Origin of the sequence: Halalkalibacter suaedae, from assembly GCF_017939705.1 — a bacterium.
GTDB lineage: Bacteria > Bacillota > Bacilli > Bacillales > Bacillaceae_D > Halalkalibacter > Halalkalibacter suaedae.
Genome location: NZ_JAGKSQ010000001.1, coordinates 449762 through 476296, shown reverse-complemented (window position 1 = coordinate 476296; position 26535 = coordinate 449762). Strand labels below are relative to the sequence as shown.

Below are 26535 nucleotides of genomic sequence, written 5' to 3'. Positions count from 1 at the left end.
TGGAAAAAACGAAAAATCGTGTAATAACGGACATTTGATCCTTTATTGAGTGTAAATATTGTCATTATTCTTAGTTTTATATGAAATAACGGATCATATGTCCCTAATGGTGACAAAAAGGGAAGATTAATTGAATTTAAGGGATCAAATGTCCGCATAGTGTTCTAAAAACTCTATGTACTGAGGCTGGGATATAACTAAAGTGTTTAACTGAAATACCAAACAATCCAATAATGTAGCGGATGAAATATACGTAGACTCCTGCGGGATGTAAAGCCAAAGTTGAGACCCCGCAGGCATAGCCGAGGAGGGCTCAACGGCTTCCCGCGGAAAGCGAAGTATATTTCAGGAGCGGTTTACGTCCGCTAACCACCATTGTCGGATTTTCTATTAGTTAAATCACTTTTGTCGCAGCCTCAATTTGCTGACTTCTTCTTTATCTTAAATCGAAAGCCGAAATGCTTTCACAATAACGCCATCATTAGCTGGTTCAAAATCATAGTCAGGTAATCGCTCGAAACCAAGTCGAGTGTATAGATTGATTGCACTTTTCATGAAGTCAGCTGTATGTAAACCGATCGCGGTGTAGCCTTTTTCCTTCGTTCGTTTAATGCATTCGGTAATCAAGGCAGTAGCCACACCTTTTCCACGAGCGTCTCTAGAGACAGCTAACATCCGTATTTCTGAATAGTCCAGTTCAGCAACTAATCCTTCATAGGCATCCATTTTTGGAGGAAATAAGGCAACACTCCCTAACAGGACACCATCTTCTTCCGCTACAATTAATTCCACGTCAGGTGCAATGTCTGCTTCTGAGGAAATAGCCTTTTTTAAGGCATTCCAGTGTTCTTCTGAAACTGACTGAGCATGTTCACTATAAGAAGTAATTCTCTGGTTTCGAATCTCATCTATTTCACTTCTCTTTGCATCACGGATATTCATTTCTACACCTACTATTCGTTTATTAGAAATTTATTTTTAGACTTACTCAGTAAATGACGATTATGCTCAGAGTGAAAGATACTCACATCTGGTCCTTTTGGAAGGATTTTAGTGTCACCTTTATTTTGGAATATCGTAATAGAAACATGATAATGCAGCTTGATTGCTTCAAGGTCGGTTGTATCTCCAAAGCCTGGTGTTTGATATAAGTCACGAAGATAACCCCAGAGATGCGGGAATTCACGAATGAGATTACGATTTGTGTTAAAGGCAGTAAAGTAAGCAGCATCGAAGCGAATTAATGTTGCATATAGGCGTACATCCGAATCAGTTATGAAATCACCGAATAAGAAACGATTTGTTGTAAGTCGTTGCTCCAATTCGTCTAAGCGTGCAAATAATCTATCATAGGCTTCCTCGTATGCTTCTTGTGAGCGGGCAAAGCCACATTTATAGACACCATTATTAATGTCGTGAAAGATCAGATCATTTAACGAATCAATTTCATCACGTAAGGTTTTAGGATAGAGATCAGGTGCATTTTCTTTGTGGAACGGTGCCCAAACTGTTTCAAAATAATTTGTTAGTTTGAAGTAGTCATTATTAACGGCTTGGTTGTTTTTTAAGTCAACCATAACTGGCACAGTTGGCCGACCCTCATAGCTTGGATCAGCTTTTTTATACACTTCACTTACATATTTTATTCCGAGAACAGGATCAACGCCACCCTCATCTAAAGAAAATTCCCAATCAACATGTGGGAGAGTGGGGCGAATGGGGCTAACCATGCCTAGACTAATCACTTTATCAAGGCCTAGGATGTTTCGCACAATAACGCTACGATGAGCCCAAGGGCAGGCTTGGCACCAAATGAGACGATAACGCCCTGCTTCAATGGGTAATTCATCTGAATGATCTCCAAATGGAACCGTAAATCTGTTTTGTTGTCGATTGAACGAACCGTCTGTTTTGAACTCTTTTGTCATGTTTGGACTTTGAGAGTCAATACTTTCGGAAGTATTTGGTGTGATTTGGCAGCTGTTTTCTTCATTATCCTTAGTCATAGGAGCACCTCTCTTGATTCGGTATTTAATAGTTAATTATCGAAGTAACTAGTTACCGTATTGTAGTCTGAATTTTCTTGTCTAGTCAAGAGATATGGGAGAGAGTGTTGAAAGCTACCCCAAAGAAAACGTTCATAGTGTGAATTGGCCAGGATTATACGCTTCGAATTCGCTACCGGGATGGGGGGCACGCTTTCCGCAGGAGGGCGTTGAACTAACCGGCTGTGCCGGTGGATTTCAACCTGCCCTTTCCATCCTGCAGGAGTCGGCCCACCCATCCCGTCCGCTGAGTTAGAGATGAAATGGAAATCTACTTTCTTTTGTCTACCTCCATAGCTGCTGCCTCACTGAGACAGCTAATTAGAGCCAAATTCTATTCAAAAAGCAAGCTTTCTAATTCAGTAACGGGGTCTGCCAAGGACGGTTCCTCTTTCATGACTAAACAGAGTCCCTTTATCACTAACCATTCAGGACGTTCTTTTCCCGCTTCTTCGGAAATTCGATTTGCACATTCTTGATATTTTCTTTTTTCCTCGCCCTTAAATGTATCAATTGTTTTATAGAGTTTCTTCCAAGCCTCTTCTCTTTGTTTAAAAGGTACGAATGCCCCATCCTCGTCCATCTTAACGGCAAAGGGTGCCATATGCTCCTCTGTTAAGAGTGGGAGACTTTCACCCTTAAGATAGCTCTCACCAAGCTGCTTCATTTGTGTGACGAGATGCTGGGCTAATTGCTCTGGTTTTAACGGTGCCTGCTCGGAAGCGAATAATCTCATGTATGCCGTGTAGATCGATTGAATCATCCAGCAGAGATCCCATTTATATGGTAGGATTTCCACGCCGAAAAGATCGGTAATGCTTTGTGCAAGCCATGTGAAAAAGCGCCCTCTCATTCGATGTTCAAGACCTTTTAATTTATCGCTGCTGCTGGCTCCTTCTCCACGCATATGCATCATCATATAGGATTTATATTCACTAATGCCCTCGAATTGGACTTTGAATTGTTTCACGATCCGTTCCTCAATAGGGAGAGTCGAATCTAAAGAGACGATAAACGCTCGTTCAAATGTGAGCTGCTGATAATGTTCGTAAATAGAAATGATTAAATCCTCTTTTGATTCGAAATAGGAGTAGACCGATCCTTTTGAAATCTGGAGTTGATCAGCGATTTCTTTAATGGATGTCTGTTGATAGCCTTTTGATCCGAAGAGTTCAACGGCCTTTTCAAGGATTGCTTGGCGCTTGTTCATTGCTTCACCTCATATATTATTATTCAAATTAGTTGACTTATTGGTTAATTCACTGTAAAAATGACTTTGAGGTCAAAAATTGACCTGTAGTTCAAAGGCGATTATTTTAACTTTAAAACATAATCGAATTGGAGGAGAAACCATGCTTAGTTGGCTATTACATCGTTCGAAAATATTTATGGTTTTGTTTCTGTTATTAGTCATTGTCGGTGTGTATACGTTCACTGCACTACCGCAAAGGGAGTTACCTGAAACGGCACTTAATATCGGTTCAATTACGACTGTATACCCAGGAGCTTCGGTTGAAACAGTTGAGAGGACGGTCACAAATCCGATCGAGGCTCAATTACAATCGATTGACGGAATTGAAGAATTTACGTCATCGTCTTCTGCAGGCTTTACATCCATTATCGTAACGGTTGCCGAGGAAAAAGACAAAGCAGAAGTGATCTCAAATGTTCGTCAAGCTGTGGCGGAGGTTGCACGTCGTTTTCCTGATGGTGTTCAAACACCTAATGTGAGAGAAATTGAGAATAATACACCACTCGTATCTTATCATCTAACAGCAGATGATTCGGAAACACTAATGCCATTATACCGCGAAATGCAACGCTGGAAAGACGAGGTTGAAGGTCTTCAAGGAGTGGCAAATGTTGTTGTCAAAGGAGTGACTGATGAGCAAATCACACTTGCGATCGAATCAGAGCTTCTAGCGGAAAAGGGTCTTATACTACCGGATATCCTTACAGCAATCGAAGATGAACTCGAGCCAACACCTCTAGGAAAGCAAGAGGTGGATGGAACGATCTTTCAATTGAGAATTGAACAAGAAAGAAAGGTAGAGGCACTTGGTGAAGTTTTAGTAGGTCAAGACAATGACGGAAATCCTGTCTATCTACGAGATGTTGGATCAATTGAAATGGAGTCGAAAAAACAAGAGGATATCGTTACATATGATGGAAAACCATCAATCTCATTTACCGCTTTTGTTATGCAGGGTGAAGATATCCCGGCTGTGGATCAACGAGTAAAAGACAAAATAGAAGAGCTATCATCTTCATTGCCAGTGGAAGTAGAACTGGTTGACTATTATTCACAAGCAAATATGGTGAAGGATATTTTCGAAGGATTGTTTGTTTCACTGGCAATTGCGGTCGTTGCCGTTATTGTTATTACTTCTCTTGGACTGACTATATCTGGTGCAATTGTTGTCGCTTTAGCTGTACCACTGTCTGTCCTGTTTGGGTTAATTCCATTACCTTTTGCTGACGTTGATTTAAATCAAATTTCTATTATTGGTTTAATTATTGCACTTGGAATATTGGTCGATGACTCTATTGTCGTAAATGATAATATTCAAAGAAGATATCAATTAGGTGATCAAGCATTAAATGGAACGATTAACGGAGTGAAAGAAATATGGACATCGATCGTGACGTCTACGCTTGCGATTGTCTTTACTTTCCTTCCACTCGTCTTTTTAAGTGGAGGAAATGGGGCTTTTATCAGAGCACTACCAACTGTATTAATTACAACAATCTTAGCTTCAACGATTGTCGCTCTTCTGTTCGTTCCGATGATGAGGTTTCTGTTTTATAAAAAACAGAAGGGTACAAAGAAGAGTCAAAATGGCTTACTCGGAAAGCCGTTTGATCGTTTAGCAGACTTTTATGCGAATAAGGTGCTTTCTGTTGTTGGAAGACGACCAGGGGTCATCTCGATTATCGGTTTATTGTGTACGACAGCAATCTTTGGGCTAATTGCTTTGACGCCTTTTGAATTCTTTCCATCAGCTGATCGTGAAGAAGTAACAATTGATGTGACATTACCAATCGGTACAACACTTGAGGACACATATGACACACTTGAAGATATGGCAAATCTCATTCAGGAGGATCCAGGTGTCTATGAAACAAGTATTTTTGCAGGAACTGGGCTTCCTCAGCTATTTAATAGTTCACTTGACCAAAGTGGAGATTATACAGGTCAAATTGTTGCAAGAGTTGATCGTGAAAATCAAACTGCTCAAGGACTCATTAGTGAATGGACAGAAACGCTACGCGACCAGTTTCCACAGGCCATTGTTTTTCTAGAGACAATTGAACAAGGCCCTCCAACAGGTGCTCCTGTGACAGTTACAATCAAGGGTCCTGAAATGGTAGAGCTTATCAGTTTACGGGATCGAATTAAGCAACAAATAGAGGGGCTAGGTACAGAGCTCGTTGTCGATAATATTGGGAAACCAGAACCGACAATACTCTACGTTCCGAATCGTGAGCGACTAGCTGATGCGAATGTGACATTAGATCAGGTTAGTCAACGAATTCGTCTTGCCACAGATGGGATACCTTTAGGTTCTTTTGAAGATGGGCTACATCAGTATGATATGAAGGTCTATATTGACAGAATGCAGCAAGAGGATGTGGATCTTGGTCAATTACAGCTAATGAAAAGTGGTGAGCAGGGACCTGAGCCAGTGTCACTAACAGAATTTTTAACTTCAGAGGATAGTGAAACATTACAGCGTATTGCACATATTGATGGCGAAAGAGCAATTGTTTTACGAGCCTTCCCGGGAGAAATTGAAAATCTTGAGGAAGAGGTTACAGAGATTGTAGAAGAAGAACGTCAATCACTTGAAGATGATCGTTACACGATGACGTTAGGTGGGGAAAATGATAATCAGAATAGTTTCTTTGCAGAGATTACCGTCTTATTTACAATTGTTATTTTCCTCGTATATTTACTGATTGCTTTTCAGTTTAATTCGCTGACAATGCCATTTCTTGTTTTAGTTGCTGTTTACTTAGCGATTGCTGGTGCGATTTTGGGACTATTTGTTACACAAACCCCGATTAGCTTTCTAGCGGTAATGGGAATGGTCTCGTTAACTGGTATTGTTGTGCGTAATTCTATTGTCTTGATTGAATTTATCGAGCAACGAAAACAGGAGGGCATTGATCAATTAACCGCTGTTATGGAGGCTGGGCAAGCCCGTATTCGTCCGATTATACTAACGGCTGTTACCTCAATCGTTGCATTAATACCTATTGCTGTTTCTGGAGATGCGTTATTTACTCCGCTTGCCGTAACAATTATTTCTGGAATCTTATTTTCAACGTTATTGACGCTGATTATCGTTCCAGCTCTGTATTTAGTCGTGACAAAAAATAAATAATTAGGTTGATAGGCCGCTATAAAGCAAAATTCTGCTTTTGGTGGCTTTTTTTTATTTAAAAGGTTATTTCGAAAGGATGTTGACTTTTTTTGTAAAAAAGATTACAGTATTAACTGTATTAATTAAACTAGTACGGCAATGACAGTACAAGGGGAGTTCTCTATGATAAAAGTTGATAATATTAGTTTCTCTTATCAAATTGGGAAGGGAAGCAGTGAGCAGGAAATACCCGTTTTGAATAATAATTCCTTTGTTGTTCATGAAGGGGAAATGGTTTCAATTGTTGGTCGGAGTGGCTCAGGAAAATCGACATTGTTGAGTTTACTTGCAGGATTTATTCATGCATCGGAAGGGAGTATTCTTTATGGAAATAAAGATGTGACGCAGCTTTCAGAAAAGGAATGGGCAGCCTTTCGTCTAGATCATATTGGCTTTGTCTTTCAAAACTTCCAATTGATAACGAGTGCAACTGTTTTTGAAAATATTGAAATGCCATTAATTCTTAAGGGTGTAAAAAAGAAGGAGCGAAAAGAGAAAGTGGATGCTTTGCTTACAGAGGTTGGTCTTGAAAATCATCGAAACCACTACCCAAATGAGTTATCGGGTGGACAACAACAACGAGTAGGTATTGCTAGAGCGATCATCACAAATCCTCGCTTTGTTCTAGCAGATGAACCAACGGGGAGCTTGGATACAGCAACGGAACGTGAGGTCTTGGCATTGTTAAAAAAGTTGAACAAAGAGCGTAATATGACTTTTTTAATGATTACACATGATGAAGAGGTGGCGATGATTGCCGACCGGACGTTGGTACTTGAAGATGGAGAATTAATTACAGGGGGGAATCGTCATGCAATTTAAGGATCAACTTGCCTATATTAAGCGAAACATGAAGAAAAATCGATTACGTGTGGCGATGACAATTTTGGCCACAACAATGGGCTGTGCATTTTTGATTGTGCTTGCCTCAGTAGGCTTTGGATTACAAGGATCGATTACAGAGCAAATGACAAAAAATCAAATTATAAATGAAATATCAATTTGGGGTCGAGAGGTCGAAGGCGAAAGTAAAGAGATTGAAGCAAGTGACATCGAGAAGCTAAAGGAATTAGACGGCGTTGAGGCTGTAGTTACGCGTACTCATTCTCCATATATATTAACAGCTACATTAGATGAATATGCTGGCGAGGGTAATGTAGTAGTAACGGATTTTGAGCAAGAGCAAAAAGCAAACTATCAGCTAGACCAAGGTCGTTTTCCTAATAAATCGAACGAAATTATTGTAGGATTTCATACAAAGGAAATGCTACTAAAGCAAAATAGTGAAGAGGCTACTGAATATGAAGGAAGCTTACTTGGCCAAAATATTCAACTAGAGATAAGTGAAGAAGAGGAAGGCTTTGAAGATACATTTGTCATCGTTGGTATAGGTAAAGAACCAGCACAGGATTGGTTGCAGGATTCTACTATTTTTGTGTCAGATATGTACGAACGGAAAAGTGAGATTCTAACTTTTGAAGGTGAAGAAATACAGAGTAGTAATATTAGTATATATGCGACAGATGTTCAGGATGTCGAAGGGTTAACAAATGAGTTGAAGACTCAGGGATACTGGGTTGATTCAATTAGTGAGCGAGTAGATGGAATGAAATTATTTTTTACTGCGTTAAAAGTCGGTCTTGTGATTGTTGGGACGGTTGCGGTTATGATTGCATCAATTGGTATCTTTAATACAATGACGATGGCTGTTACTGAACGGACGCAAGAAATTGGCATTATGAAAGCAATAGGAGCGAATCCAGCTATTATCCGTAGATTATTTCTAATGGAAAGTGCTGCAATTGGCATTATTGGGGTAATCCTTGGTGTTGCTATTTCGTATCTTATTAGCTTTGCTGCAAATGAACTTATCCCATTGATTTTAGCCAAAGTAACAGAAACAGAAGAATTTATGGACATTACGTTTTCGTCGATCCCACTTGAACTATTAGCTACTGCATCTATTATTAGTATCAGTGTAGCAATGCTGTCTGGACTTAGACCAGCGAGAAACGCTACGAAAATCAACGTCTTATCTGCCTTAAGAAGAGAGATGTAGATGGTACTAGAGTGAGCCGAACGTACAATTGTTACGTGTCGGCTTTTTCTAAATCGGACCACTCAATAATGTTATGCTAGTTCGGGTATTTTTACCTAAGATGTGGACAAGCCAAAGAAACCGATTTCTTAATTTTGATAAAAAAAGGAAAAAAGTAGTTGATTTATGGAAATAGTAGATATACAATCATAAATGAAAGCGGTTACTGAGTGATTTTTTTTAGATAGTTTAGAAACCGGTTTCCTAAAACAACTTTTTTGGGGGTGAATCTTACTCAAGCTTTGCAAGGTGTTGCAGTAAGATCATTTTAAGAATGAAAAATTAGAGGGGGAAAAGTAAAAATGAAAAACTTGAAAAATTGGTTATCGATTGGATTCCTATTCATTCTAGCAATCTCTTTAGTTGCATGTAGTAGTTCAGAAGATGAAGGTGATACAAATACAGAAGACGGTAATGCGGGTGGCGAAGAGGAAGTTGAACTAACGTTTTGGGCGTTCGGTGCCACTGGTTATGATGCACTTGTTGAAGAATATCAAAAGCAAAATCCTAATGTGAAAATTAAATTTAGAACTGCTGAAACGGCTGAACACCATGATGCTTTATTTACTGCATTATCTGCAGGAAGTGGAGCTCCTGATATCGCCATGTTGGAAGTTGATCAATTTGACCGCTTTAAAGTAGCTCAAGATCGTTTTGAGAATTTATATGATTATGGAGCTGCAGATGTACAAGATGAGTACTTAGATTGGAAGTGGAATGCTGGAGAAGACGCTTCTGGAGAATTCCTATTTGCTCTTCCAACTGATATTGGTCCAAAAGCATTATATTATCGTACCGATGTTTTTGAAGAAGCTGGATTACCAACAGACCCTGCAGAAGTTGAGGCGTTAATCAACTCACCAGAAGAGTTTAAAAAAGCCGGGTTACAAGTGAAAGAAAATACGGGTAAGCCTTTTGTTGATAGTATGGAAATGGCTTACAGAGCTCTTCTTGACCCAGCAGTAGAAACATATCTAAATCCTGAAGGTGAATTATTAATTGAAGAAGAAGGCAATCAAGTTAAGGTCGCTTATGATTATGCAGTTGAGTTAAATGAAGCAGGATTAGTAGGAAATTATGAAATGTGGACACCTGAGTGGGCAAGTGCTGTAAATGAAGGTGATTTCGCAGCTGAGCTTGGTGCCGGCTGGTTAAAAGGATGGATGGAAGGAAATGCAACGGATGCGGTAGGTAAATTCCGTGTTGCTGCTCTTCCTACTGAATTTGCTGCAAACTGGGGTGGTTCTTACATTGCTGTTCCAGGAGATACTGAACATGCTCAAGAGGCATATGATTTTGTTGAGTGGCTTGTATCACCAGAAAATCAATTGAAATCGTTCCAAAGCCATGGATTATTCCCATCTGCGACAGCAGTCTATGAGATGGAAGAGTTCGCAGCGACTGAGGATGAATTCTTTGGTGGCCAAATCACTTCAGAAGTTTTCGCTAAGGCAGCACAAGATATTGAAGGTGCGGTTTATAAAGGTGAAAAATACTTCCCGGTTCATCAAGAAGTCATAAATGCGTTGCATAATGTTCAAGATGGTGCTGATCCAGAAGAAGAATGGGATGCAGCTGTGAAGAGAGCACAAGATTTAATTAGTCGTTAATATAAGAAACCAAGAAGGTTGTATAAGATCTGATCTAAGAGGTCGGGGCTTAACGAAATTATTAACTGAAATTCCGAATAAATAAATAATTTAGCGGATGAAATATACGTAGACTCCTGCGGGATGTAAAGCCAAAGGTGAGACCCCGCAAGTGCGAAGCGCGAGGAGGCTCACCGGCTTCCCGCGGAAAGCGAAGTATATTTCAGGAGCGGTATTTCAACACTATCGCTTTTTAATTTAGTTTGAGCCTTTGTCAGACCTCGATAGAAATTAGCTCTTACTTTCGGAAGAAGCTCAAAAGGTATAATTTTACCTTTTGAGTCTCTTCTATTAAAGTCTCAATTAGGAACGGGGAGTGAAAATGGTTTCTGCAAATGAAAAAGTAGCTAAGAAGAAAAGGTTTGTATCAGAACAGAAAAAAGATCTTATCTCAGGCTATCTCTATATTGCACCTTTCTTCATTATATTTGCTGTTATTGGACTTTATCCAGCATTGTTTAGCATGTTTCTTGCCTTTCAAAAATGGAATGGATTAAGTCCAATGGTATTTGTAGGATTGGATAACTTTAAAGTTGTTCTACTAGATCCGCTTTTTTGGAAAGCTGTATATAACACCATTATCATCGGGTTAATGGGGACGGCACCACAGCTAGTAGTCGGGATTATATTGGCGTTCTTGTTAAATCTATCGTTTCTTCGTTTCAGAAATTTCTTCAGAGTGGCTATATTTATGCCTTACATTACCTCGATGGTTGCAGTTGCACTTATTTTCAGTGTGCTATTCAGTAATCATGAATCTTCATTAGCTAACTATGTGTTGAGTCTATTTGGACTTGACCCAATTAAGTGGGCGGCGTCTGAATGGGGAACGAAGATAGCAATCTCTATCATGGTTTTTTGGAGATGGGTCGGCTACAATACAATCATCTATTTAGCAGGTCTTCAGAGCATTTCGAATGATCTATATGAAGCCGCAACCATTGATGGTGCGAATAAGATACAACAGCTTCTCTATATTACAATGCCGCTTTTAAAGCCATTCATCGTTCTTACTGTTTTCTTCTCAACAGTTGGGGCATTACAGCTATTTGCTGAGCCAACGGTTTTCTTAGGAGCTTCAGCATTTACTAGAGATGAAGCAATGACAGTTGTTATGTATTTATACCGTGATGCATTTAAATTACAGTCGTTTGGTACTGCTTCCGCGACGGCGATTATCTTATTACTTATTATTGTTGTTTTTTCTGCTATTAATACGTTAGTAACTTCAGGTGGATTGGGCAGAAAGAAGAAAGGAGTCAACCGATGAGTGAGATGGCTGGTACAAAAAAGTTTTCATTAGGCAGAATCTTCGTATATGGCTTTCTTTCATTAGCTTCATTGCTCTCGTTATTTCCGTTCTATTGGATGTTTGTCATGGCGACTCGTCCAAGTGCTGCATATAATTCAATCCCACCGACGATCACACCAGGGAATATGGTTGTTGAAAACTTCGAAAAAGTGTTGGGGACGATTGATTTTTTTCAAGCGATGTGGAATACCATTATCCTTTGTACAGTAGTGACGATCGTTGTATTAATGATTAGTTCACTAGCTGGATTTGCTTTTGCTAAATTCAACTTCCCAGGCAAGAATGCATTCTTTGTCGCTATTTTATTAACAATGGTCATCCCACCACAACTAGGGTTAATACCCCAATACTATTTAATCTCGAAGGCGGGATTACTTGATACGCTACAAGGGGTTATGATTTTGTTCTTCCTAAACCCGCTAGGTATTTTCTTGATGAGACAGTATATTAGTGGATCGGTGCCCGATGAATTAATTGAGGCTTCAAAATTAGATGGATGCTCAAACTTTCGAATTTATCGTAGTATCGTGTTGCCGATTGTTTTGCCAGCCTTTGCAACACTTGGCATTATTGTCTTTACGGCTGTATGGGGCGAATTCCTATGGCAGTTCACAATATTAAGAGACCCAGAAGCCTATACGATTCAGGTTGCTCTTGCTAATCTAAGTAACACATTCAATATTGATTTTGGAATGATTATGTCGGGAGTCTTCTGGGCGACAGTACCGCTTATTATTATCTTCTTATTCTTTAATCGTTTCTTTATCTCGAGTATTACAGACGGGGCTGTAAAGTAAGAAAAGAAGAATTATTTGATTCGTTTCAAAATGATGAGTAATCTAACAGTATATCTATCAAATTTATAAAGAAGGCAAGTAGAAGGGAATACAATGAACTTAACTATAAAAGACATCGCGAAAATGGCAGGTGTATCGCCTGGAACTGTATCCAAGATCATGAACAACTACAACGGAATCAGTGAAAAGACAAAGAAAAAGGTAATGGATGTCATTAATGAAACAGGCTACCAACCAACTTTTTCTGCGAAATCACTGGCTACGAAAAGATCAAACTTAATTGGATTGATTTATGCTGGGAAGGTAAATGTTGATTTCACTCATCCTTTTTTTAACGAGGTTGTCACTTCTTTCAAAAAGGCGATTGGGCTGTTAGGTTATGACATCATTATGTTTTCAAATGAACAGTTTTATAAAGATAACGGAAGCTACTTAGCGAGATGCAGACATTTTCATGTTGATGGATGTTTGATTATTGGTGGTGAAGAAATTGAGGATGCCATTTATGAGCTTGTTGAGGAAGGGGTTCCCTGCATCGGAATTGACTTGGAATTAAATGGCCCCAAAGCTAGCTTTGTCATGACAGACAATGTTAATTTATCAAGAAAAGTTGTTCAGCACCTGTATTTACACAATGTTAGAGAAATTGGCTTTATTGGTGGCAAGGTTGACTCTACTATTGCTGAATTTCGAGAAAAAGGCTTTAGAAATGTAATGAAGCAGCTAGGACTCGCGATTAATGAAGAATGGATCCAACATGGTGACTTCTTCGAAGAAAGTGGCTATAAGGCGATGAAAGTTCTGCTTCAGAAAGAGCCATACCCAAAAGCGGTCTTTGCTGCATCTGATTTAATGGCGTTTGGTGCAATTAGAGCTATTAAAGAGAGTGGTCTTAACGTTCCTCATGATATTCGAATGATTGGAGTCGACGATATTGATGCGTGTCGCTACAGTAATCCTTCATTAACTACAGTGAAGCAGGATAAAGATCGACTTGGTAAATTAGCAGCATATATGTTAAATGATGTAATCAATGGAAAACAACGAATAGAGCCTGTATTTATTGATTCTGAATTAATCATAAGGGAATCTTGTGGCAGCAAATAAAGATACTTAATGTTACGGAGGTTAAAGGAATGACAATTATTCAGTTTCCTAAAGAGATGATCTGGGGGGCGGCTACCGCTTCCTATCAAATAGAAGGTGCAGCGAACGAAGGTGGAAGAGGTGTATCGATTTGGGATACCTTCTCTAAAACTCCTGGTAAGGTCTACAATGGAGATAATGGTGATGTTGCATGTGATAGCTATCATCGATATGAAGAGGATATTGAGATTATGAAGGATCTTGGTATTACAGCGTACCGTTTTTCTGTGGCGTGGCCTCGGATTTTTCCGAATGGAACAGGCGAAGTTAATTCAGAAGGGTTGGCTTATTACCATGCTTTGGTTGACAAGCTGAATGAAGCAGGAATTGAGCCGTTATGTACGCTGTATCACTGGGATCTCCCACAAGCTCTTCAAGATCAAGGTGGTTGGGATAACCGGGCTACGATTGATGCATTTGTTCGCTATGCTGAAACAATGTTCAATGAATTTGATGGAAAGATTACGAAATGGCTGACATTTAATGAGCCATGGTGTGTCTCTTACTTATCGAATTATATTGGAGCACATGCACCGGGGTATACCGATTTACAGTTAGCGACAAATGTGGCCCACCATCTTCATGTTGCACACGGGAAAACGGTTAAGAAGTTCAGAGATTTAGGAACAACTGGTGAGATTGGCTATGCTCCAAATGTTGAGTGGAACGAGCCATTTAGTAATGAACAGGAAGATATTGATGCATGTGCGAGAGCAAATGCCTTCTTCATTGAGTGGTTCTTTGAGCCTGTATTTAAAGGGACATATCCGCAATTTATGGTAGATTGGTTTAAAGAAAAAGGAGTGACCGTTCCTATCCTTGACGGTGATATGGAGATCATTAGCCAACCAATTGATTTTCTAGGAATTAACTATTATACAGGTAGTGTTAGTCGCTATAAGGAGAACGAAGGCTTATTTGACCACGAGCGTGTTGATCAAGGGTATGAAAAGACAGATATCGGCTGGAATGTCTATCCTGAAGGATTTTACAAGGTACTATGCTATATTACTGAGCAGTACGGGCAGGTGCCGATCTATATCACGGAAAATGGTTCGTGCTATAACGATGAACCTGTAGATGGACGTGTTCATGATCAAGGTAGAATTGATTATTTGAAACAGCATTTAACAGCATTGAATCGTGCAATGAACTCAGGTGTGAATATTAAAGGCTATTTAACGTGGTCTTTGCTTGATAACTTTGAGTGGGCGGAAGGATATAATATGCGATTTGGGATTGTTCATGTTAACTACAGAACACTTGAACGTACGAAAAAAGAGAGCTTCTATTGGTATAAGCAAGCGATTCAAAATGGCTGGTTTAATTTAGGCGAATGATTTTATAAACAGACTACAAGTTAGGGGAGAAAAGGATGATAGCAAATAAACTACAAAGAACGTTAGAGGTTTTTACAGCTTTTCTCTTTCTTAACTTGCTCTGGATTTTGTTTTGTTTGCCGATCATTACGATTTATCCTTCAACACTAGCGTTATTTCATGTAGTAAGAGAGTGGAAGACTACTGGCATTGATTATGAAATTGGAAAGCTGTTTATTTCTAGTTTCAAAAAGAATTTCGCTGATTATTTCTGGGTTGGAATTATCTGGCTAGGACTAGGTACCTTATTAATTATAGATTTTTTTGTCTTATTTACGACAACATATATCCAAAATGGCTTCGTAGTAGGATTGTTATTTTTCGGCACTTTCTTCTTTATTGGAATGACGGTATATCTTTTTCCGATTACGGTGAACTTCAGGCTTTCAAAAAAATCAATTGTCAAAAATGCCTTTCTATTTACTATTGGTAAATTAGGTACGACGATCTCTGTCGTTTTACTACTAGCGAGTCTTTTGATTATTTGTTATTTTGTTCCTTATTTATTGTGGATTGTTGGAAGTGTTGCTGCGTTTTTTAGCTACACGATTATCAGTGGTTTAAATCAACAACTTTGGAATAAGACAGAGGAAGAGATATAAAAGGAAAAGGTGACTCAAGGTCGAAGAATGGCCTTGAGTCACTTTTTTTATTATTCTAAATTCGCATGCTTTCCGTACATTGTTTGTGAATCAAGCTGCTTATTTTCCATATAGCTTAAAATAAGCGAATCATAAAAAAGCAGCAATGTTTGTTCGAATAAAGAACCCATTGGTTGAATGGTTATACTGCTGTTTCCAGAATGATCCTTTGGAGAACCAGGCAAGATGATTGTAAGATCAGCTAGCTTGGCGAGCGTTGACTCTGATGACAGTGTAACGACAGCAACATCTCCACCTAAGCTCTTTGCTTTTTCAACAATCGGGATTAAGCTCTTTGTTTCACCAGAACCAGAACCGATAATTAATAAATCACCTTTTTCTAGGTTGGCGGTAACAGTCTCTCCGACAACATATGCGTCGACTCCCATATGCATCATCCGCATCGCAAATGCCTTACCCATTAAGCCAGATCTTCCGGCACCACTAACAAATACCTTGTTAGCTGCTGCAATTCGTTCAACTAGCTTGTGGGCATTCTGGTCTGAAATAGTGGTCACAGCGACTTGTAATTCTTCAAGAATTTTAGCTAGATATTGAGTTGGCTCCATTGGTTTAGCCTTGTGCCATTAATTCTTTCATTTTCGCTGCAGCGGCTTTCTTGTCATCTTGACCAGCAATTCCGCCACCTACAATAATTAAATCTGGCTTCGCTTGAATGGCTTCTGCGATTGTATCTAATTTAATTCCACCAGCGATAGCTGTCTTTGCATTTTTTACGACACTCTTAATTGCTGCTAAATCAGCAAATGAATTTTGTCCAACAGCTTGAAGGTCGTAGCCTGTATGTACACAAATATAATCTGCTCCAAGCTTATCGAGCTCTTCTGCCCGCTTAACTAAATCCTTTACAGCGATCATATCAACAAGGATTTTTTTGTTTTGTTTCTTTGCCTCTTCAATTGCACCTTTAATTGATTCGTCCTCAGCAGCACCGAGAATGGTAATGATGTCTGCACCGGCCTCTGATGCCTTCATTACTTCGTACCCTGCCGCATCCATAATTTTTAAATCAGCTAAGACAGTTAAATTAGGGAAAGCTGACTTAACTTCTTTTACTGCACGTAACCCTTCATTAATAACAACAGGAGTACCGATTTCAACGATATCAATATGCTCCTCAACCTCTTTAATGACTTCGATTGCACCAGGGATATCCACTAGATCTAATGCTAATTGTAATTCCATTAAAATCACTCCTACGTTTTTATTATGTTTCATTAAGAAGTGTATAGTTAAATTTACTCGATGAATAGTACGCACTTAAACTTTACATAGTGCCTAAAAGTATACTGTCAGTTATAATAAGGGCTAGGAGGGGTTAGCTATGTCACGTATGGAAGAACGGATTTTTAATTGCGAAAAGGAACTAACACTCACAGTCATTGGTGGGAAGTGGAAAATGATCATCTTATGGCATTTGGGGAAAGAAGGAACAAAACGTTTTGGGGAACTTAAAACACTCATTCCGGGTATAACTCAGCGAATGCTTGTTAATCAATTGAGGGAATTGGAAGAAGATGCTATCGTTCACAGGGAAGTGTATCCGGTAGTTCCCCCTAAGGTGGAATATTCCCTAACAGAGCAAGGACAGACATTGATGCCGATTCTTGATTCGATGTACAATTGGGGCAAGGATTATATTAAGACACAGGGGATCGAGAAATCAGTCCAGATTCTTGAGGGTACATAAATAACACTCTTGACTAGAGATAGAAAGAGAGTAGCCATAAAAGTCGCTTCGATTCCGCTACCGGGATGGGGGGCGCGCTTTCCGCAGGTGGGCGCTGAACTAACCGGCTAGGCCGGTGGATTTCAACCTGCCCTTTAATCCTGCAGGAGTCGGCCCTCCCATCCCGTCCGCTTAGATGAAAGGAAGGATAGAATTTTTCTGCTCTTCACAGTGAACATCAAGAGAATACTGTATAATTTTGGCTATGAAAAACATAAAAGAGAAAAAATCAAAAGGAGTACAGGGAAAGATGACCCATGCTATGGATTATCTTTTCCTGTACTCCTATTTTTCACCTGCAACTAATCAAAAATTACGATTATCAGTGGCCTCACATTTGCATGAGACCACTAAAAGAGGTTTTGTTTGGAAAATTCAGTCAATCACTTTAGTTATGTCCAAGCCTCTGTTTATTGTAAAGATTAATCAAAGATTGCCTTTAGAACACACGAGCGATTTCGTGGTCCGTCAAACTCGCAGAAATAGACACCTTGCCATGTACCAAGAATGAGTTTGCCATTCGAGACAATTAGTGTCTGAGCATGGCCGACGGTACTTGTTTTCAAATGTGAGGCTGTGTTTCCTTCCATATGTAAATCTTTTGGATGCTCCCAAGGGTACACTTCATCTAAGCGTCGAAGCATGTCTGTTTTTACATCTGGATCAGCGTTTTCGTTGATTGTAATCCCTGCTGTTGTATGAAGTGATGAGACAATGACGATACCGCTGTTCATGCCAATCGATTGAATCCACTTGTTAATATCTGATGTGATTTCAATCATTTGGTCGCGGGCGTTTGTTTTAATTTCTAGTCTTTGTTCCATTTTATTTCCTCCTTTTCTCCATCATACTACTATTAACAAAGGTAGAGCGTTCTTTCAAGGATTTTGGTCCGTTTATGTTTTAGTTTGTGTAATAAGGGAATGATGTAAAACGTAGCGAATAGGATAACATCGAAAGAGATTTACATAAACCTATAACAAATAAAAGGAGATGAATGATATGACAAAACCATTATTTACAGCATCAGTTAGTGCAGTCGGAGGAAGAGAAGGAAAGGTTCAATCATCAGACGGGACAATCAACTTAGATGTTGCCATGCCAGGAACACCAAGAGCAAAGCAAATTCCGGATGCAACGAACCCAGAGCAACTGTTTGCCGCAGGTTACTCGGCTTGCTTTGATGGTGCCCTTAACCTTATGGCGAAAAATGCTGGTGTTGAGTTAGAGTCTGAGGTTACTGCCAATGTCAGCTTACTTAAGGATGAGACAGACGATGGTTTTAAATTGGCTGTTACCCTTGAGGTGAAGGCCTCTGGTGTTGAGAAATCTCAGCTAGAAGAGTTGGCCCATAAGGCTCATGAATTTTGCCCATATTCAAAAGCGACTAGAGGAAATATTGAAGTGACGGTTGAAGTTGTTGAATAGGGAATAAAAAATACCGATAGTTTTGTAGACCACCGTTTGTTCGGTGGTCTTAGCTTGTTGACAAAGATCTTTTGAGAGGAATTAGTAAGCTTTTTTTATTAGTAAGAAGGGCTATAGGCTATAATAAGACGCTTCGACTCCGCTACCGGGATGGGGGCACGCTTTCCGTAGGAGGGCATGGAACTAACCGGCTTCGCCGGTGGATTTCCATTTTGCCCTTATTTCCTACAGGAGTCGGCCCACCATCCCGTCCGCTGCGTTAGAGGTATAATGAATGGGATCGTCCTTCCTTTTCAACACATTCCTTCTAACAGGTGTAGTCCCCTATTATCTAATGAAAGTAGAAAATTACCGATATGATTTTGGCAATCACAGTGTGCATCCAACCATTCAAGAGATTGTAACTAATCTCATATATAGTTGGTTCTAGGTTTTTGTCTACAGTCTCAGACCACCGTTTTTCGGTGGTCTTTTCCATTAGTTAGTAATAAGGGCATAAGTAAATTGTATACAGCTCTATGAAATAAAAAAATATAATTCGACAAAAAATGTGTAGAATATTGTCGAATTATAGATTAAAATTTTAATAACATCAGTAAAACATTTGCAGATAGAAATGGTGTACTAATGAATCAATGTAAAGGGGAGTTCGTTATGTCTCAGAGAAATCAAATCATTTTCTTAATTTCGATCATCGTCGTTGGTATTTCTATATTAGTACACTTGCTTCACCGAGTTTTTGGCTTTTTAGATACCTATCTTCTTTTAAGAGGAATTACAGAGATCACAGCACCATTACAAATGCTCCAAAATCTTTTTTTTATCCTACCTTTGTTATTCTTAGCGATTAGTGCTGTTCTCTATTACCGAGACAAATCTAGTAAGCGATTACCATTATTTTTAACATTAACATTAACATTTGCTAGCATCTCCACGATTGCGGGTGGCGACGGTCTAGTTGAATATCATTTTTCAATCTTTATGGTTATTGCCTTTATCACGTTTTTTAACTCGATCAAACTTGTCTTGATTAGTGCAATCATTTTTGCTGTTCAGCATTTTGGAGGCTACTTTTTCTTTCCGCGTCTCTTATGTGGAACCGATGATTATTATTTTTCCTTGCTAATGATTCATGCTGTGTATTTAATTTTGATGAGTGGTGCAGGTGTACTGCTAATCCATTTTAAAAATCGTAGTACAATCCAGCTTGAGCAACAGAAAGAAGAGCAGCGACAAAAAGCAAATGAGGTTGTCGAGCAGTTAACGAGAACGGCTGAACTAGTTCTTGAATCTGTCCGTCAACTAAAAGAAGGCTCTCAAGAGTCAACTAAAGCTAGTCAAGATATTGCAGGTGCTATTACTGAATTAGCTTCAGGTGCTGAGGTTCAGTTGAAACATGCAGAGCAAAGTGAGAAATTAATATTTACGATGAGTGAAGGTATTAATGAGATTGTTCATCGAACGAAATCAGTAAGTCAATCATCGATTGATACCGTTTCAGGGGCGATTGATGGCCAAGATGTAATTGGAAAGGCGACAGTTCAAATGACTTCCATCTTTCAGGCCTTTAAGGAAATGGCCAATGTCATTGATCAACTCGAAGATCGCTCGATTAAAATTGGTCAAATTGTAACAGCGATTACTGAGATTTCAAATCAGACGAATTTGCTTGCCTTGAATGCGTCGATTGAAGCAGCAAGAGCTGGTGAACACGGGAGAGGTTTTGCTGTTGTGGCAGATGAGGTCCGGAAATTGTCTGCTCAGACGGAAACATCAACGAAAGAAATTAACGCAATTATCCAAGATATCCAAAAAGAAACGTCTAAGGCAGTAGAGCTTGTCTCTTCTAATGAAAAAGAGGTCTTTTCAGGTCGTGAGGCGATTGCTTCTGCTAAAACAATGTTTGATCAAATTGTTTCTGCGACAAAAGGGGTTGAAACACAACTTTCAGAAATGCTTGCAACCGCTCAGGAAGTGGTCAGCCATTCTCAATCAGTTGGCAGCTCCGTTAGTGATATGACAAAAATCACAAAGAAATCTCAAGCGAGTAGTGAAGATATTGCTAGTGCTTCACAGCAACAGCTGGCTTCTGTAGAAGTACTACAGAGTATTTCAAGCTCACTTGCTGATCTCGGAGAAGAGCTCAATCAGCTAACTTCTAGAATGAAGGAGCAGGACTAGGGAGAACCAACTAAAATAGGGTGTACCAAAGGTGAAAAACCCTTGGTGCACCCTTCTTTTTTTATTGCTGATATGGGAATTGTGAGGTATAACCTGAGAATTGTTGATACGTTTGGCTGAGCTTCTGTTGATCAGCAGCCTCTAAAGAGTAAAAGCCTTTACGGAACATGACATTGTATACTTCTCGTTGACAGTTCTGAGTTTCATTAAAGATACTCGAAATGTCGAGATAAAGTTGGTTGTTACTAAGTTCATTTAGCCCAACACTATAACTATTTGTCATATACTTTTCCGTCGTTAATTGGTCATTTAAGAAATCACGTTCAGACATTTGTGGTGTTTTTGGCACTGGCATTTCTGGATTCTGAATTTTTTTGCTCATTTTTAATCCCCCTAAGAAAAATTTATTGGACCGGAATCGATGGCTGTGGGTTTGTTGTGTTTAGATGACTCAAAATCGTTTGATAATGACGTTGGTGCATCATACCGGCATTCTCAAGGGTTTGTTTTATTTCTTGGTCCTGACATTGTTGTGCAAAGAAATGTGCTTTTTTCATTGCAAGAAGATTCCAAGAAAGCATATCTGACAGATAAAGCTGGTCTTTCGTAGTAATAAGTGATGGCGGCTGAGACATGATTGTTTGTTGGCTTTGCTGATTCTGGCTAATGTTTGTCTGCTGTTGCATAGTATACCCTCCTTTGGATGCTACACATAGGTAATGTGCAACGTATCCCTTCATTCGGATACAGTTCTAGTGTGGGGGGAGAAAACGGTTCCTATTCTCAACATAACAAGGAGAAAGTACCTATATATGGGAAGTGCCTAATCATTTGTGATTAGGCACTTATTAAGAGATAATATGAGAAGAAAACGGAAGGAGAAATGAATCATGGCTATTACTTTTTATCAGTATCCTAAATGTGGAACATGTCGGAAAGCGAAAAAATGGTTTGATGAGAAAGGGATCGAGGTAAATGATATACATATTGTCGAAAATCCACCGACAAAGGAACAGCTGAAGGCATTTCTCGACACGAGTGGGCTCGAGCTAAAGAAATTTTTTAATACGAGTGGCCAAAAATATAGAGAACTTGGATTAAAGGATCGTTTGCCTTCTATTTCTGAAGATGAAGCCCTTGCCTTGTTAGCATCAGATGGCATGCTGATCAAGCGCCCTCTTACAACAGACGGTAAGAACGTAACGCTTGGTTTTAAAGAAGACCAATTTGAGCAAAATTGGAAATAATACGTTTTGTTTTGTCCTTATAGTAGGTATAATGAGTCTGAGTAAGTAGATAAAATGGAGGGATTTTCGAATGAGTCAGTTACCAACGGATTTAAAGTATTCAGAAGAACATGAGTGGGTAAAGGTTGAGGGAGATAAGGTTCGTATTGGAATTACATACTTTGCACAATCGGAGTTGGGAGACATCGTTTTTGTTGAGCTTCCTGAGGTTGGAGATGAGATTGAAGCGAACGAGCCTTTCGGAAGTGTTGAATCAGTTAAGACGGTTTCTGAGCTATATGCCCCAATTAGCGGTAAAGTTGTTGAAGTAAATGAAACGTTAGACGATTCGCCAGAGTTTGTTAATGAATCTCCATATGAAAAAGCTTGGATGGTTGTCATCGAACCAACAGATAAGGATCAATTGAATCAATTAATGGACGCTGAAAAATACGGCGAAATGATTAAACAAGATTAACTTTGTAAGAGAGGCTAGGTCGTAACTAAAGTGGCTAACTGAAATACCGAACAAAGCAATCACGTAGCGGATGAAATATACGTAGACTCCTGCGGGATGATAAAGCCAAAGGTGAGACCCCGCAGTGCCGAGGCACGAGGAGGCTCACCGGCTTCCCGCGGAAAGCGAAGTATATTTCAGGAGCGGTTTACAACCGCCGACTACCGTTGTTCGGTTTTAAAGTTAGTTTAGACACTTTTGTTCTGGCCTCTTTTTTTGACTAATTTTCTCATGTTTGTTTCGTCAAGGCAGTGGCATACTAAAATTAACTTCTGTAAGGAGGTTAAAGCGATGGATTTCGTACGTGTCGATGTAACGAGTCAGGTAAAGGGTAGATATGAGGATGGAGCGTTATCCCTTTATATGGGAGATGCTAAGGTTGGTAAAGTAATTGAAACAAATCAAGGTCTTCAGCATGAAATGGCTGAAGGGTTTGAATTTGATCAAGACAAAATCTTTCGTTTTCAACAAGAAGACCCTAATCAAGTTAAATCATATGTAGACAGCTGTGAAGAAGGCTGGTGTTAAAAAAAAAGGAAAGTCCTTTGTCAAAAATAATTGATAAAGGACTTTTCTTTTCATGTAATTTCGCCTATTATTTAGAGTGGCGAAATAAAAGTGAAGGCTAGGTGTGACATATGGGTCGGTTTGTTGGGGATTGGGGTAAACAACTGAAAAGCTACAATCAAAATGTCAGATTGTTTTTATTGTCGTCCGTCCTATCCAATATTGGTATGGGGATTTTCATGGTTATTTATAATTATTATATACGTGAACTTGGTTTCGATGATCAAGTGAATGGGCGAGTAATTGCGATGCAAGCGACAGCAAGTGCAATTGCACTGCTGCCTGCGGGTCTAATGAGTGATAAAGTTGGACGTAAACGAATCATTATTATTGGGGCTATTTTTACTGCAGCAAGCTTATTATTACGTGCGATACTAATAGATGAAAGCAGTCTTTTGACAACGGCGTTTATGACTGGTTTGTTTATGGCCTGTATTCAAGTTTCCTCAATTCCTCTTTTAGCGGAGAATTCTACTGAACGGGAACGTGTTCATTTGTTTAGCTTCAACTTTGCGATCATAATGGTTGCCAATGTTTTAGGGAATGCCCTTGGAGGAACATTATCTGATACATTACACGCATTCTTTAATATGTCGATGCTTGAAAGTGTTAGATTTACATTGCTTATTGGAGCATTCATGTTCTTTATCGCATTAGTTCCAATGTTTTTTATTAAAGAAGAGAAAAGGAAAAAAAAGGTCAAACGAACGGAAAAGCTTTCCTTTAGAAAAGTATTCACAGACTATCGCTCCAGCCTAAAATGGATTGGTTTGTTCGCTGTGGCTAACCTTTTAATTGGGTTTGGTTCAGGGCTTGTTATTCCATATTTGAATTTATACTTCAGTGATCGTTTCGAAATTAGTAACTCACTTGTTGGCATCATTCTTTCACTTGGGCAAGCGATGACAGCAGTTGCTTTTATGATCGGTCCATCTGTCGTCAAACGCTTTGGCGAAGTGAAGGCAGTCGTCATGCTACAAATGGCATCATTACCATTTTTACTCATTACAGCTTATACTGAAACGCTTTGGTTAGCAGTTCTTGGCTTCTTATTCCGACAAGCTTTAATGAATGCAGGTAACCCGATCCAAATGGCGTTAATTATGAGAACGGTCGATGATTCTATGAAAGGATTAGCGAATTCCGTTGGTCAGTCAGTCTTTCAGCTAGGCTGGGCATTAATGGGTCCTGTTTCTACGTCGATTGTTATGGTCTATGGTGCTTATTATGGTTATGCGTATGTGTTTACGATTACTGCTGTCCTGTATTTACTCGGCTCAACTTATTTTTTACTTGTATTTAGAAAGATCGATAAGCAAAAGGAAAAAAGTGCCGCTTAATTTTGTTTGACATCTTTTTTTCTAGTATGCTATTATTCTCTCATGTAAAAAAACCTAACAGTATAATGTAATTCTTATCCAGAGAGGCGGAGGGACTGGCCCGACGATGCCCGGCAACCGGTAAATGATTATAAATCATTTAACAAGGTGCTAAATCCTGCAAAGCAGCATTGCTTTGAGAGATGAGAGAGAGGCATTTTTGAAACCTTTCTGTTCATCATTGGATAGAGAGGTTTTTTCTAATCATTCGGTACCTGTTGACATGGTCTATGCAAGCCTGTTAGATTGATACCGAACTAAAGCTGAGTTCTTTTATTGGGAAAGTGGGTGATGGCAATGATATCTCTAAAAGACATCCGAAAGGTATTTAAAACGAAGGATGGTCTTGTTACGGCTGTTGACCGTGTTGATTTAAAAATCGAAGAGGGCGAGATCTTCGGTGTGATTGGATATAGTGGTGCAGGTAAGAGTACATTAATACGAATGCTTAATTTGCTTGAACGTCCAACAGAAGGTAGCGTGATTGTTGATAATCAAGTGTTATCTTCACTCAAAAGCAAATCATTGCGGAAAGCTCGTCAAGAAATTGGAATGATCTTTCAGCATTTTAATCTTCTTTGGTCACGTACAGTTCGTGAAAATATCTCTTTCCCCTTGGAAATTGCTGGTGTGGCAAATGCAGAAAGAAAGCAAAGGGTTGAGGAATTAATTAAGCTGGTTGGTTTAGAAGGAAGAGGAGATAGCTATCCATCTCAATTAAGTGGTGGTCAAAAGCAACGAGTTGGTATTGCGAGAGCATTAGCGAATAATCCGAAAGTTCTTCTATGTGATGAAGCGACCTCAGCTCTTGATCCGAAAACAACGGATTCGATCCTTGATTTGCTTGTAGACATTAATGAGAAGCTAGGGCTGACAATTATTTTAATCACACATGAAATGCATGTCATTCGTAAAATCTGTCATCAGGTTGCCGTGATGGAAGCAGGAAGAATTGTTGAACAAGGTCCCGTGTTAGAGGTGTTTAGAAATCCTAAACAACAAATGACAAAAGAGTTTGTTAAGCAAATTACAGAACCAGAGGAAACAACAGAAGCATTCTCGCAAATGCTTGCTGAACATCCTAATGGACGCATTCTTCAACTGACCTTTGTCGGTGAAGAGGCTGAGCGCCCATTAATTACTCAATTAATACGAACCTTTGAGATAGAAGTGAATATCGTTCAAGGTAAAATCACCAAAATCCATGAAGGTTCGTATGGAACATTATTCATTGCACTAAATGGAGAAAATGATGAGATCGATAAGGCGATATCCTTCATTAAGAGTAAGAGAGTTGAAGTGGAGGTGATTGCCCATGATTGAGCAATTTCTGTCAGAAGTAAAAGTAGATAAGCTCTGGGAAGCAACTGTTGAGACGATCTATATGACTTCAATCTCGGTTGTTGCTACATTCATTATTGGTATTATTCTTGGCTTGGTTCTCTATTTAACTAGTGAAGGAAGCCTATGGGAGAATAGAGTAGTTAATTTCATCTTCAGTACGATTGTGAATGTATTTAGGTCAATTCCTTTCATTATCTTAATTATTTTACTTATTCCGTTCACAAAAGTGTTAGTAGGAACAATGCTAGGTGCAGATGCCGCTTTGCCAGCATTAATTATTGGTACGGCTCCTTTCTACGCTAGAATGGTTGAGATTGCTCTAAGAGAAATTGATAAAGGTGTGATTGAAGCATCACAGGCCATGGGAGCGAACGATTGGGATATTATTCGTAAAGTATTAATCCCTGAATCCTTACCAGCTCTTATTTCTGGAATTACCGTTACATCGATTGCCTTAATTAGCTACACAGCAATGGCTGGGGCTATCGGTGCGGGGGGATTAGGGCACTTTGCCTATCTAGAAGGGTGGCAAAGAAACAATAGTTTAATTACATTGGTGGCAACAGTAGTTATTCTAATCATTGTATTTATTGTGCAATGGTTGGGTGATTACTTTTCACATAAAACAGATAAAAGATAAGAGTGGGGG

General features: G+C 39.3%; 26 protein-coding genes and 1 riboswitch. Of the genes, 18 read left to right on the top strand and 8 right to left on the bottom strand.

Annotation, left to right across the window (positions count from 1 at the left end; all coding sequences use genetic code 11):
• Positions 1–441 precede the first annotated feature (441 nt).
• The 3 genes from J7W16_RS02315 to J7W16_RS02305 all read right to left on the bottom strand — a co-directional run bounded on the left by J7W16_RS02315 (position 442) and on the right by J7W16_RS02305 (position 3255).
• Positions 442–942: a GNAT family N-acetyltransferase gene (locus tag J7W16_RS02315; protein WP_210595403.1), complete on the bottom strand. Its 501-nt coding sequence runs from the start codon at positions 940–942 to the stop codon at positions 442–444.
• Between the two features lie 11 nt (positions 943–953).
• Positions 954–2006, bottom strand: a complete 1053-nt coding sequence (locus J7W16_RS02310; RefSeq protein WP_210595401.1) for a glutathione S-transferase family protein — start codon at positions 2004–2006, stop codon at positions 954–956.
• Positions 2007–2379: 373 nt separating this feature from the next.
• Entirely contained in the window at positions 2380–3255 is an 876-nt protein-coding gene (locus tag J7W16_RS02305) for a TetR/AcrR family transcriptional regulator (RefSeq protein ID WP_210595399.1), read from the bottom strand.
• A 142-nt stretch (positions 3256–3397) separates the two neighbouring features.
• Here J7W16_RS02305 and J7W16_RS02300 point away from each other — a divergent pair, with 142 nt between their 5' ends.
• The 9 genes from J7W16_RS02300 to J7W16_RS02260 all read left to right on the top strand — a co-directional run bounded on the left by J7W16_RS02300 (position 3398) and on the right by J7W16_RS02260 (position 15455).
• Positions 3398–6433, top strand: coding sequence for an efflux RND transporter permease subunit (locus J7W16_RS02300; RefSeq protein WP_210595397.1), 3036 nt, complete (start codon positions 3398–3400; stop codon positions 6431–6433).
• Positions 6434–6595: 162 nt separating this feature from the next.
• The gene (locus J7W16_RS02295) at positions 6596–7294 is read left to right on the top strand and encodes an ABC transporter ATP-binding protein (RefSeq protein WP_210595395.1); all 699 of its coding nucleotides are present in this window, start codon (positions 6596–6598) and stop codon (positions 7292–7294) included.
• Positions 7284–8531, top strand: coding sequence for an ABC transporter permease (locus J7W16_RS02290; protein WP_210595393.1), 1248 nt, complete (start codon positions 7284–7286; stop codon positions 8529–8531). Before J7W16_RS02295 ends, J7W16_RS02290 begins: the two co-directional genes overlap by 11 nt.
• A 341-nt stretch (positions 8532–8872) precedes the next feature.
• On the top strand, positions 8873–10180 hold the full coding sequence (locus J7W16_RS02285; protein ID WP_210595385.1) for an ABC transporter substrate-binding protein: 1308 nt from the start codon (positions 8873–8875) through the stop codon (positions 10178–10180).
• A gap of 361 nt (positions 10181–10541) precedes the next feature.
• A complete protein-coding gene (locus J7W16_RS02280; protein WP_210595383.1) occupies positions 10542–11489 on the top strand; it encodes a carbohydrate ABC transporter permease in 948 nt (315 codons plus the stop codon).
• Entirely contained in the window at positions 11486–12328 is an 843-nt protein-coding gene (locus J7W16_RS02275) for a carbohydrate ABC transporter permease (RefSeq protein ID WP_210595372.1), read from the top strand. The genes J7W16_RS02280 and J7W16_RS02275 overlap by 4 nt, the downstream gene beginning before the upstream one ends.
• 93 nt (positions 12329–12421) lie before the next feature.
• Positions 12422–13435, top strand: coding sequence for a LacI family DNA-binding transcriptional regulator (locus J7W16_RS02270; protein ID WP_210595362.1), 1014 nt, complete (start codon positions 12422–12424; stop codon positions 13433–13435).
• A gap of 29 nt (positions 13436–13464) precedes the next feature.
• Complete coding sequence (locus J7W16_RS02265; protein ID WP_210595360.1) at positions 13465–14814, top strand: GH1 family beta-glucosidase; 1350 nt, start codon at positions 13465–13467, stop codon at positions 14812–14814.
• Positions 14815–14849: 35 nt separating this feature from the next.
• Positions 14850–15455 carry a YesL family protein gene (locus tag J7W16_RS02260; RefSeq protein WP_210595357.1) on the top strand — a complete coding sequence of 202 codons (606 nt, stop codon included), beginning with the start codon at positions 14850–14852 and terminating at the stop codon, positions 15453–15455.
• 50 nt (positions 15456–15505) lie between these two features.
• On the opposite strand, the gene hxlB is transcribed toward J7W16_RS02260, so the two are convergent.
• On the bottom strand, positions 15506–16063 hold the full coding sequence (gene hxlB / locus J7W16_RS02255) for a 6-phospho-3-hexuloisomerase (RefSeq protein ID WP_210595356.1): 558 nt from the start codon (positions 16061–16063) through the stop codon (positions 15506–15508).
• A gap of 4 nt (positions 16064–16067) precedes the next feature.
• The gene (hxlA, locus tag J7W16_RS02250) at positions 16068–16700 is read right to left on the bottom strand and encodes a 3-hexulose-6-phosphate synthase (protein ID WP_210595346.1); all 633 of its coding nucleotides are present in this window, start codon (positions 16698–16700) and stop codon (positions 16068–16070) included.
• A gap of 139 nt (positions 16701–16839) precedes the next feature.
• Here hxlA and J7W16_RS02245 point away from each other — a divergent pair, with 139 nt between their 5' ends.
• A complete protein-coding gene (locus J7W16_RS02245; protein WP_210595339.1) occupies positions 16840–17205 on the top strand; it encodes a transcriptional activator HxlR in 366 nt (121 codons plus the stop codon).
• Positions 17206–17666: 461 nt separating this feature from the next.
• On the opposite strand, the gene J7W16_RS02240 is transcribed toward J7W16_RS02245, so the two are convergent.
• Positions 17667–18068: a secondary thiamine-phosphate synthase enzyme YjbQ gene (locus J7W16_RS02240; RefSeq protein ID WP_210595337.1), complete on the bottom strand. Its 402-nt coding sequence runs from the start codon at positions 18066–18068 to the stop codon at positions 17667–17669.
• A gap of 178 nt (positions 18069–18246) precedes the next feature.
• On the opposite strand from J7W16_RS02240, the gene J7W16_RS02235 reads away from it, so the two are divergent.
• Positions 18247–18672, top strand: coding sequence for an organic hydroperoxide resistance protein (locus J7W16_RS02235; protein ID WP_210595328.1), 426 nt, complete (start codon positions 18247–18249; stop codon positions 18670–18672).
• A gap of 654 nt (positions 18673–19326) precedes the next feature.
• Positions 19327–20853 (top strand): methyl-accepting chemotaxis protein, encoded by a 1527-nt coding sequence (locus J7W16_RS02230; RefSeq protein ID WP_210595326.1) that lies wholly within the window; start codon positions 19327–19329, stop codon positions 20851–20853.
• 61 nt (positions 20854–20914) lie between these two features.
• Here J7W16_RS02230 and J7W16_RS02225 read toward each other — a convergent pair whose 3' ends face one another.
• Together J7W16_RS02225 and J7W16_RS02220 are read right to left on the bottom strand one after the other, a co-directional pair.
• On the bottom strand, positions 20915–21235 hold the full coding sequence (locus J7W16_RS02225) for a spore coat protein (protein ID WP_210595324.1): 321 nt from the start codon (positions 21233–21235) through the stop codon (positions 20915–20917).
• A 22-nt stretch (positions 21236–21257) separates the two neighbouring features.
• On the bottom strand, positions 21258–21539 hold the full coding sequence (locus tag J7W16_RS02220; protein ID WP_210595322.1) for a hypothetical protein: 282 nt from the start codon (positions 21537–21539) through the stop codon (positions 21258–21260).
• A 204-nt stretch (positions 21540–21743) separates the two neighbouring features.
• On the opposite strand from J7W16_RS02220, the gene J7W16_RS02215 reads away from it, so the two are divergent.
• The 6 genes from J7W16_RS02215 (at position 21744) to J7W16_RS02190 (ending at position 26526) form a co-directional block, all read left to right on the top strand.
• A complete protein-coding gene (locus tag J7W16_RS02215) occupies positions 21744–22100 on the top strand; it encodes an arsenate reductase family protein (RefSeq protein ID WP_210595316.1) in 357 nt (118 codons plus the stop codon).
• A 70-nt stretch (positions 22101–22170) separates the two neighbouring features.
• On the top strand, positions 22171–22557 hold the full coding sequence (gene gcvH / locus J7W16_RS02210) for a glycine cleavage system protein GcvH (protein WP_210595314.1): 387 nt from the start codon (positions 22171–22173) through the stop codon (positions 22555–22557).
• 330 nt (positions 22558–22887) lie between these two features.
• The gene (locus tag J7W16_RS02205) at positions 22888–23124 is read left to right on the top strand and encodes a YusG family protein (RefSeq protein WP_210595312.1); all 237 of its coding nucleotides are present in this window, start codon (positions 22888–22890) and stop codon (positions 23122–23124) included.
• A 110-nt stretch (positions 23125–23234) separates the two neighbouring features.
• Complete coding sequence (locus tag J7W16_RS02200) at positions 23235–24503, top strand: MFS transporter (RefSeq protein ID WP_210595310.1); 1269 nt, start codon at positions 23235–23237, stop codon at positions 24501–24503.
• A gap of 71 nt (positions 24504–24574) precedes the next feature.
• Positions 24575–24692, top strand: a riboswitch (SAM riboswitch).
• 147 nt (positions 24693–24839) lie between these two features.
• Positions 24840–25865 (top strand): methionine ABC transporter ATP-binding protein, encoded by a 1026-nt coding sequence (locus J7W16_RS02195; RefSeq protein ID WP_210595910.1) that lies wholly within the window; start codon positions 24840–24842, stop codon positions 25863–25865.
• Positions 25858–26526 (top strand): methionine ABC transporter permease, encoded by a 669-nt coding sequence (locus J7W16_RS02190; protein WP_210595302.1) that lies wholly within the window; start codon positions 25858–25860, stop codon positions 26524–26526. Before J7W16_RS02195 ends, J7W16_RS02190 begins: the two co-directional genes overlap by 8 nt.
• Positions 26527–26535 lie beyond the last annotated feature (9 nt).

What these genes read in the sequence shown, in the direction of transcription:
- J7W16_RS02200 (WP_210595310.1), top strand. Translation starts at nt 23,235, where the DNA reads ATGGGTCGGTTTGTTGGGGATTGGGGTAAACAACTGAAAAGCTACAAT.
- J7W16_RS02275 (WP_210595372.1), top strand. Translation starts at nt 11,486, where the DNA reads ATGAGTGAGATGGCTGGTACAAAAAAGTTTTCATTAGGCAGAATCTTC.
- J7W16_RS02305 (WP_210595399.1), bottom strand. Translation starts at nt 3,255, where the DNA reads ATGAACAAGCGCCAAGCAATCCTTGAAAAGGCCGTTGAACTCTTCGGA.
- J7W16_RS02215 (WP_210595316.1), top strand. Translation starts at nt 21,744, where the DNA reads ATGGCTATTACTTTTTATCAGTATCCTAAATGTGGAACATGTCGGAAA.
- J7W16_RS02245 (WP_210595339.1), top strand. Translation starts at nt 16,840, where the DNA reads ATGTCACGTATGGAAGAACGGATTTTTAATTGCGAAAAGGAACTAACA.
- J7W16_RS02300 (WP_210595397.1), top strand. Translation starts at nt 3,398, where the DNA reads ATGCTTAGTTGGCTATTACATCGTTCGAAAATATTTATGGTTTTGTTT.
- J7W16_RS02230 (WP_210595326.1), top strand. Translation starts at nt 19,327, where the DNA reads ATGTCTCAGAGAAATCAAATCATTTTCTTAATTTCGATCATCGTCGTT.
- J7W16_RS02270 (WP_210595362.1), top strand. Translation starts at nt 12,422, where the DNA reads ATGAACTTAACTATAAAAGACATCGCGAAAATGGCAGGTGTATCGCCT.
- gcvH (WP_210595314.1), top strand. Translation starts at nt 22,171, where the DNA reads ATGAGTCAGTTACCAACGGATTTAAAGTATTCAGAAGAACATGAGTGG.
- J7W16_RS02315 (WP_210595403.1), bottom strand. Translation starts at nt 942, where the DNA reads ATGAATATCCGTGATGCAAAGAGAAGTGAAATAGATGAGATTCGAAAC.
- J7W16_RS02290 (WP_210595393.1), top strand. Translation starts at nt 7,284, where the DNA reads ATGCAATTTAAGGATCAACTTGCCTATATTAAGCGAAACATGAAGAAA.
- J7W16_RS02260 (WP_210595357.1), top strand. Translation starts at nt 14,850, where the DNA reads ATGATAGCAAATAAACTACAAAGAACGTTAGAGGTTTTTACAGCTTTT.
- hxlA (WP_210595346.1), bottom strand. Translation starts at nt 16,700, where the DNA reads ATGGAATTACAATTAGCATTAGATCTAGTGGATATCCCTGGTGCAATC.
- J7W16_RS02240 (WP_210595337.1), bottom strand. Translation starts at nt 18,068, where the DNA reads ATGGAACAAAGACTAGAAATTAAAACAAACGCCCGCGACCAAATGATT.
- J7W16_RS02220 (WP_210595322.1), bottom strand. Translation starts at nt 21,539, where the DNA reads ATGCAACAGCAGACAAACATTAGCCAGAATCAGCAAAGCCAACAAACA.
- J7W16_RS02190 (WP_210595302.1), top strand. Translation starts at nt 25,858, where the DNA reads ATGATTGAGCAATTTCTGTCAGAAGTAAAAGTAGATAAGCTCTGGGAA.
- J7W16_RS02235 (WP_210595328.1), top strand. Translation starts at nt 18,247, where the DNA reads ATGACAAAACCATTATTTACAGCATCAGTTAGTGCAGTCGGAGGAAGA.
- hxlB (WP_210595356.1), bottom strand. Translation starts at nt 16,063, where the DNA reads ATGGAGCCAACTCAATATCTAGCTAAAATTCTTGAAGAATTACAAGTC.
- J7W16_RS02225 (WP_210595324.1), bottom strand. Translation starts at nt 21,235, where the DNA reads ATGAGCAAAAAAATTCAGAATCCAGAAATGCCAGTGCCAAAAACACCA.
- J7W16_RS02195 (WP_210595910.1), top strand. Translation starts at nt 24,840, where the DNA reads ATGATATCTCTAAAAGACATCCGAAAGGTATTTAAAACGAAGGATGGT.
- J7W16_RS02310 (WP_210595401.1), bottom strand. Translation starts at nt 2,006, where the DNA reads ATGACTAAGGATAATGAAGAAAACAGCTGCCAAATCACACCAAATACT.
- J7W16_RS02265 (WP_210595360.1), top strand. Translation starts at nt 13,465, where the DNA reads ATGACAATTATTCAGTTTCCTAAAGAGATGATCTGGGGGGCGGCTACC.
- J7W16_RS02205 (WP_210595312.1), top strand. Translation starts at nt 22,888, where the DNA reads ATGGATTTCGTACGTGTCGATGTAACGAGTCAGGTAAAGGGTAGATAT.
- J7W16_RS02280 (WP_210595383.1), top strand. Translation starts at nt 10,542, where the DNA reads ATGGTTTCTGCAAATGAAAAAGTAGCTAAGAAGAAAAGGTTTGTATCA.
- J7W16_RS02285 (WP_210595385.1), top strand. Translation starts at nt 8,873, where the DNA reads ATGAAAAACTTGAAAAATTGGTTATCGATTGGATTCCTATTCATTCTA.
- J7W16_RS02295 (WP_210595395.1), top strand. Translation starts at nt 6,596, where the DNA reads ATGATAAAAGTTGATAATATTAGTTTCTCTTATCAAATTGGGAAGGGA.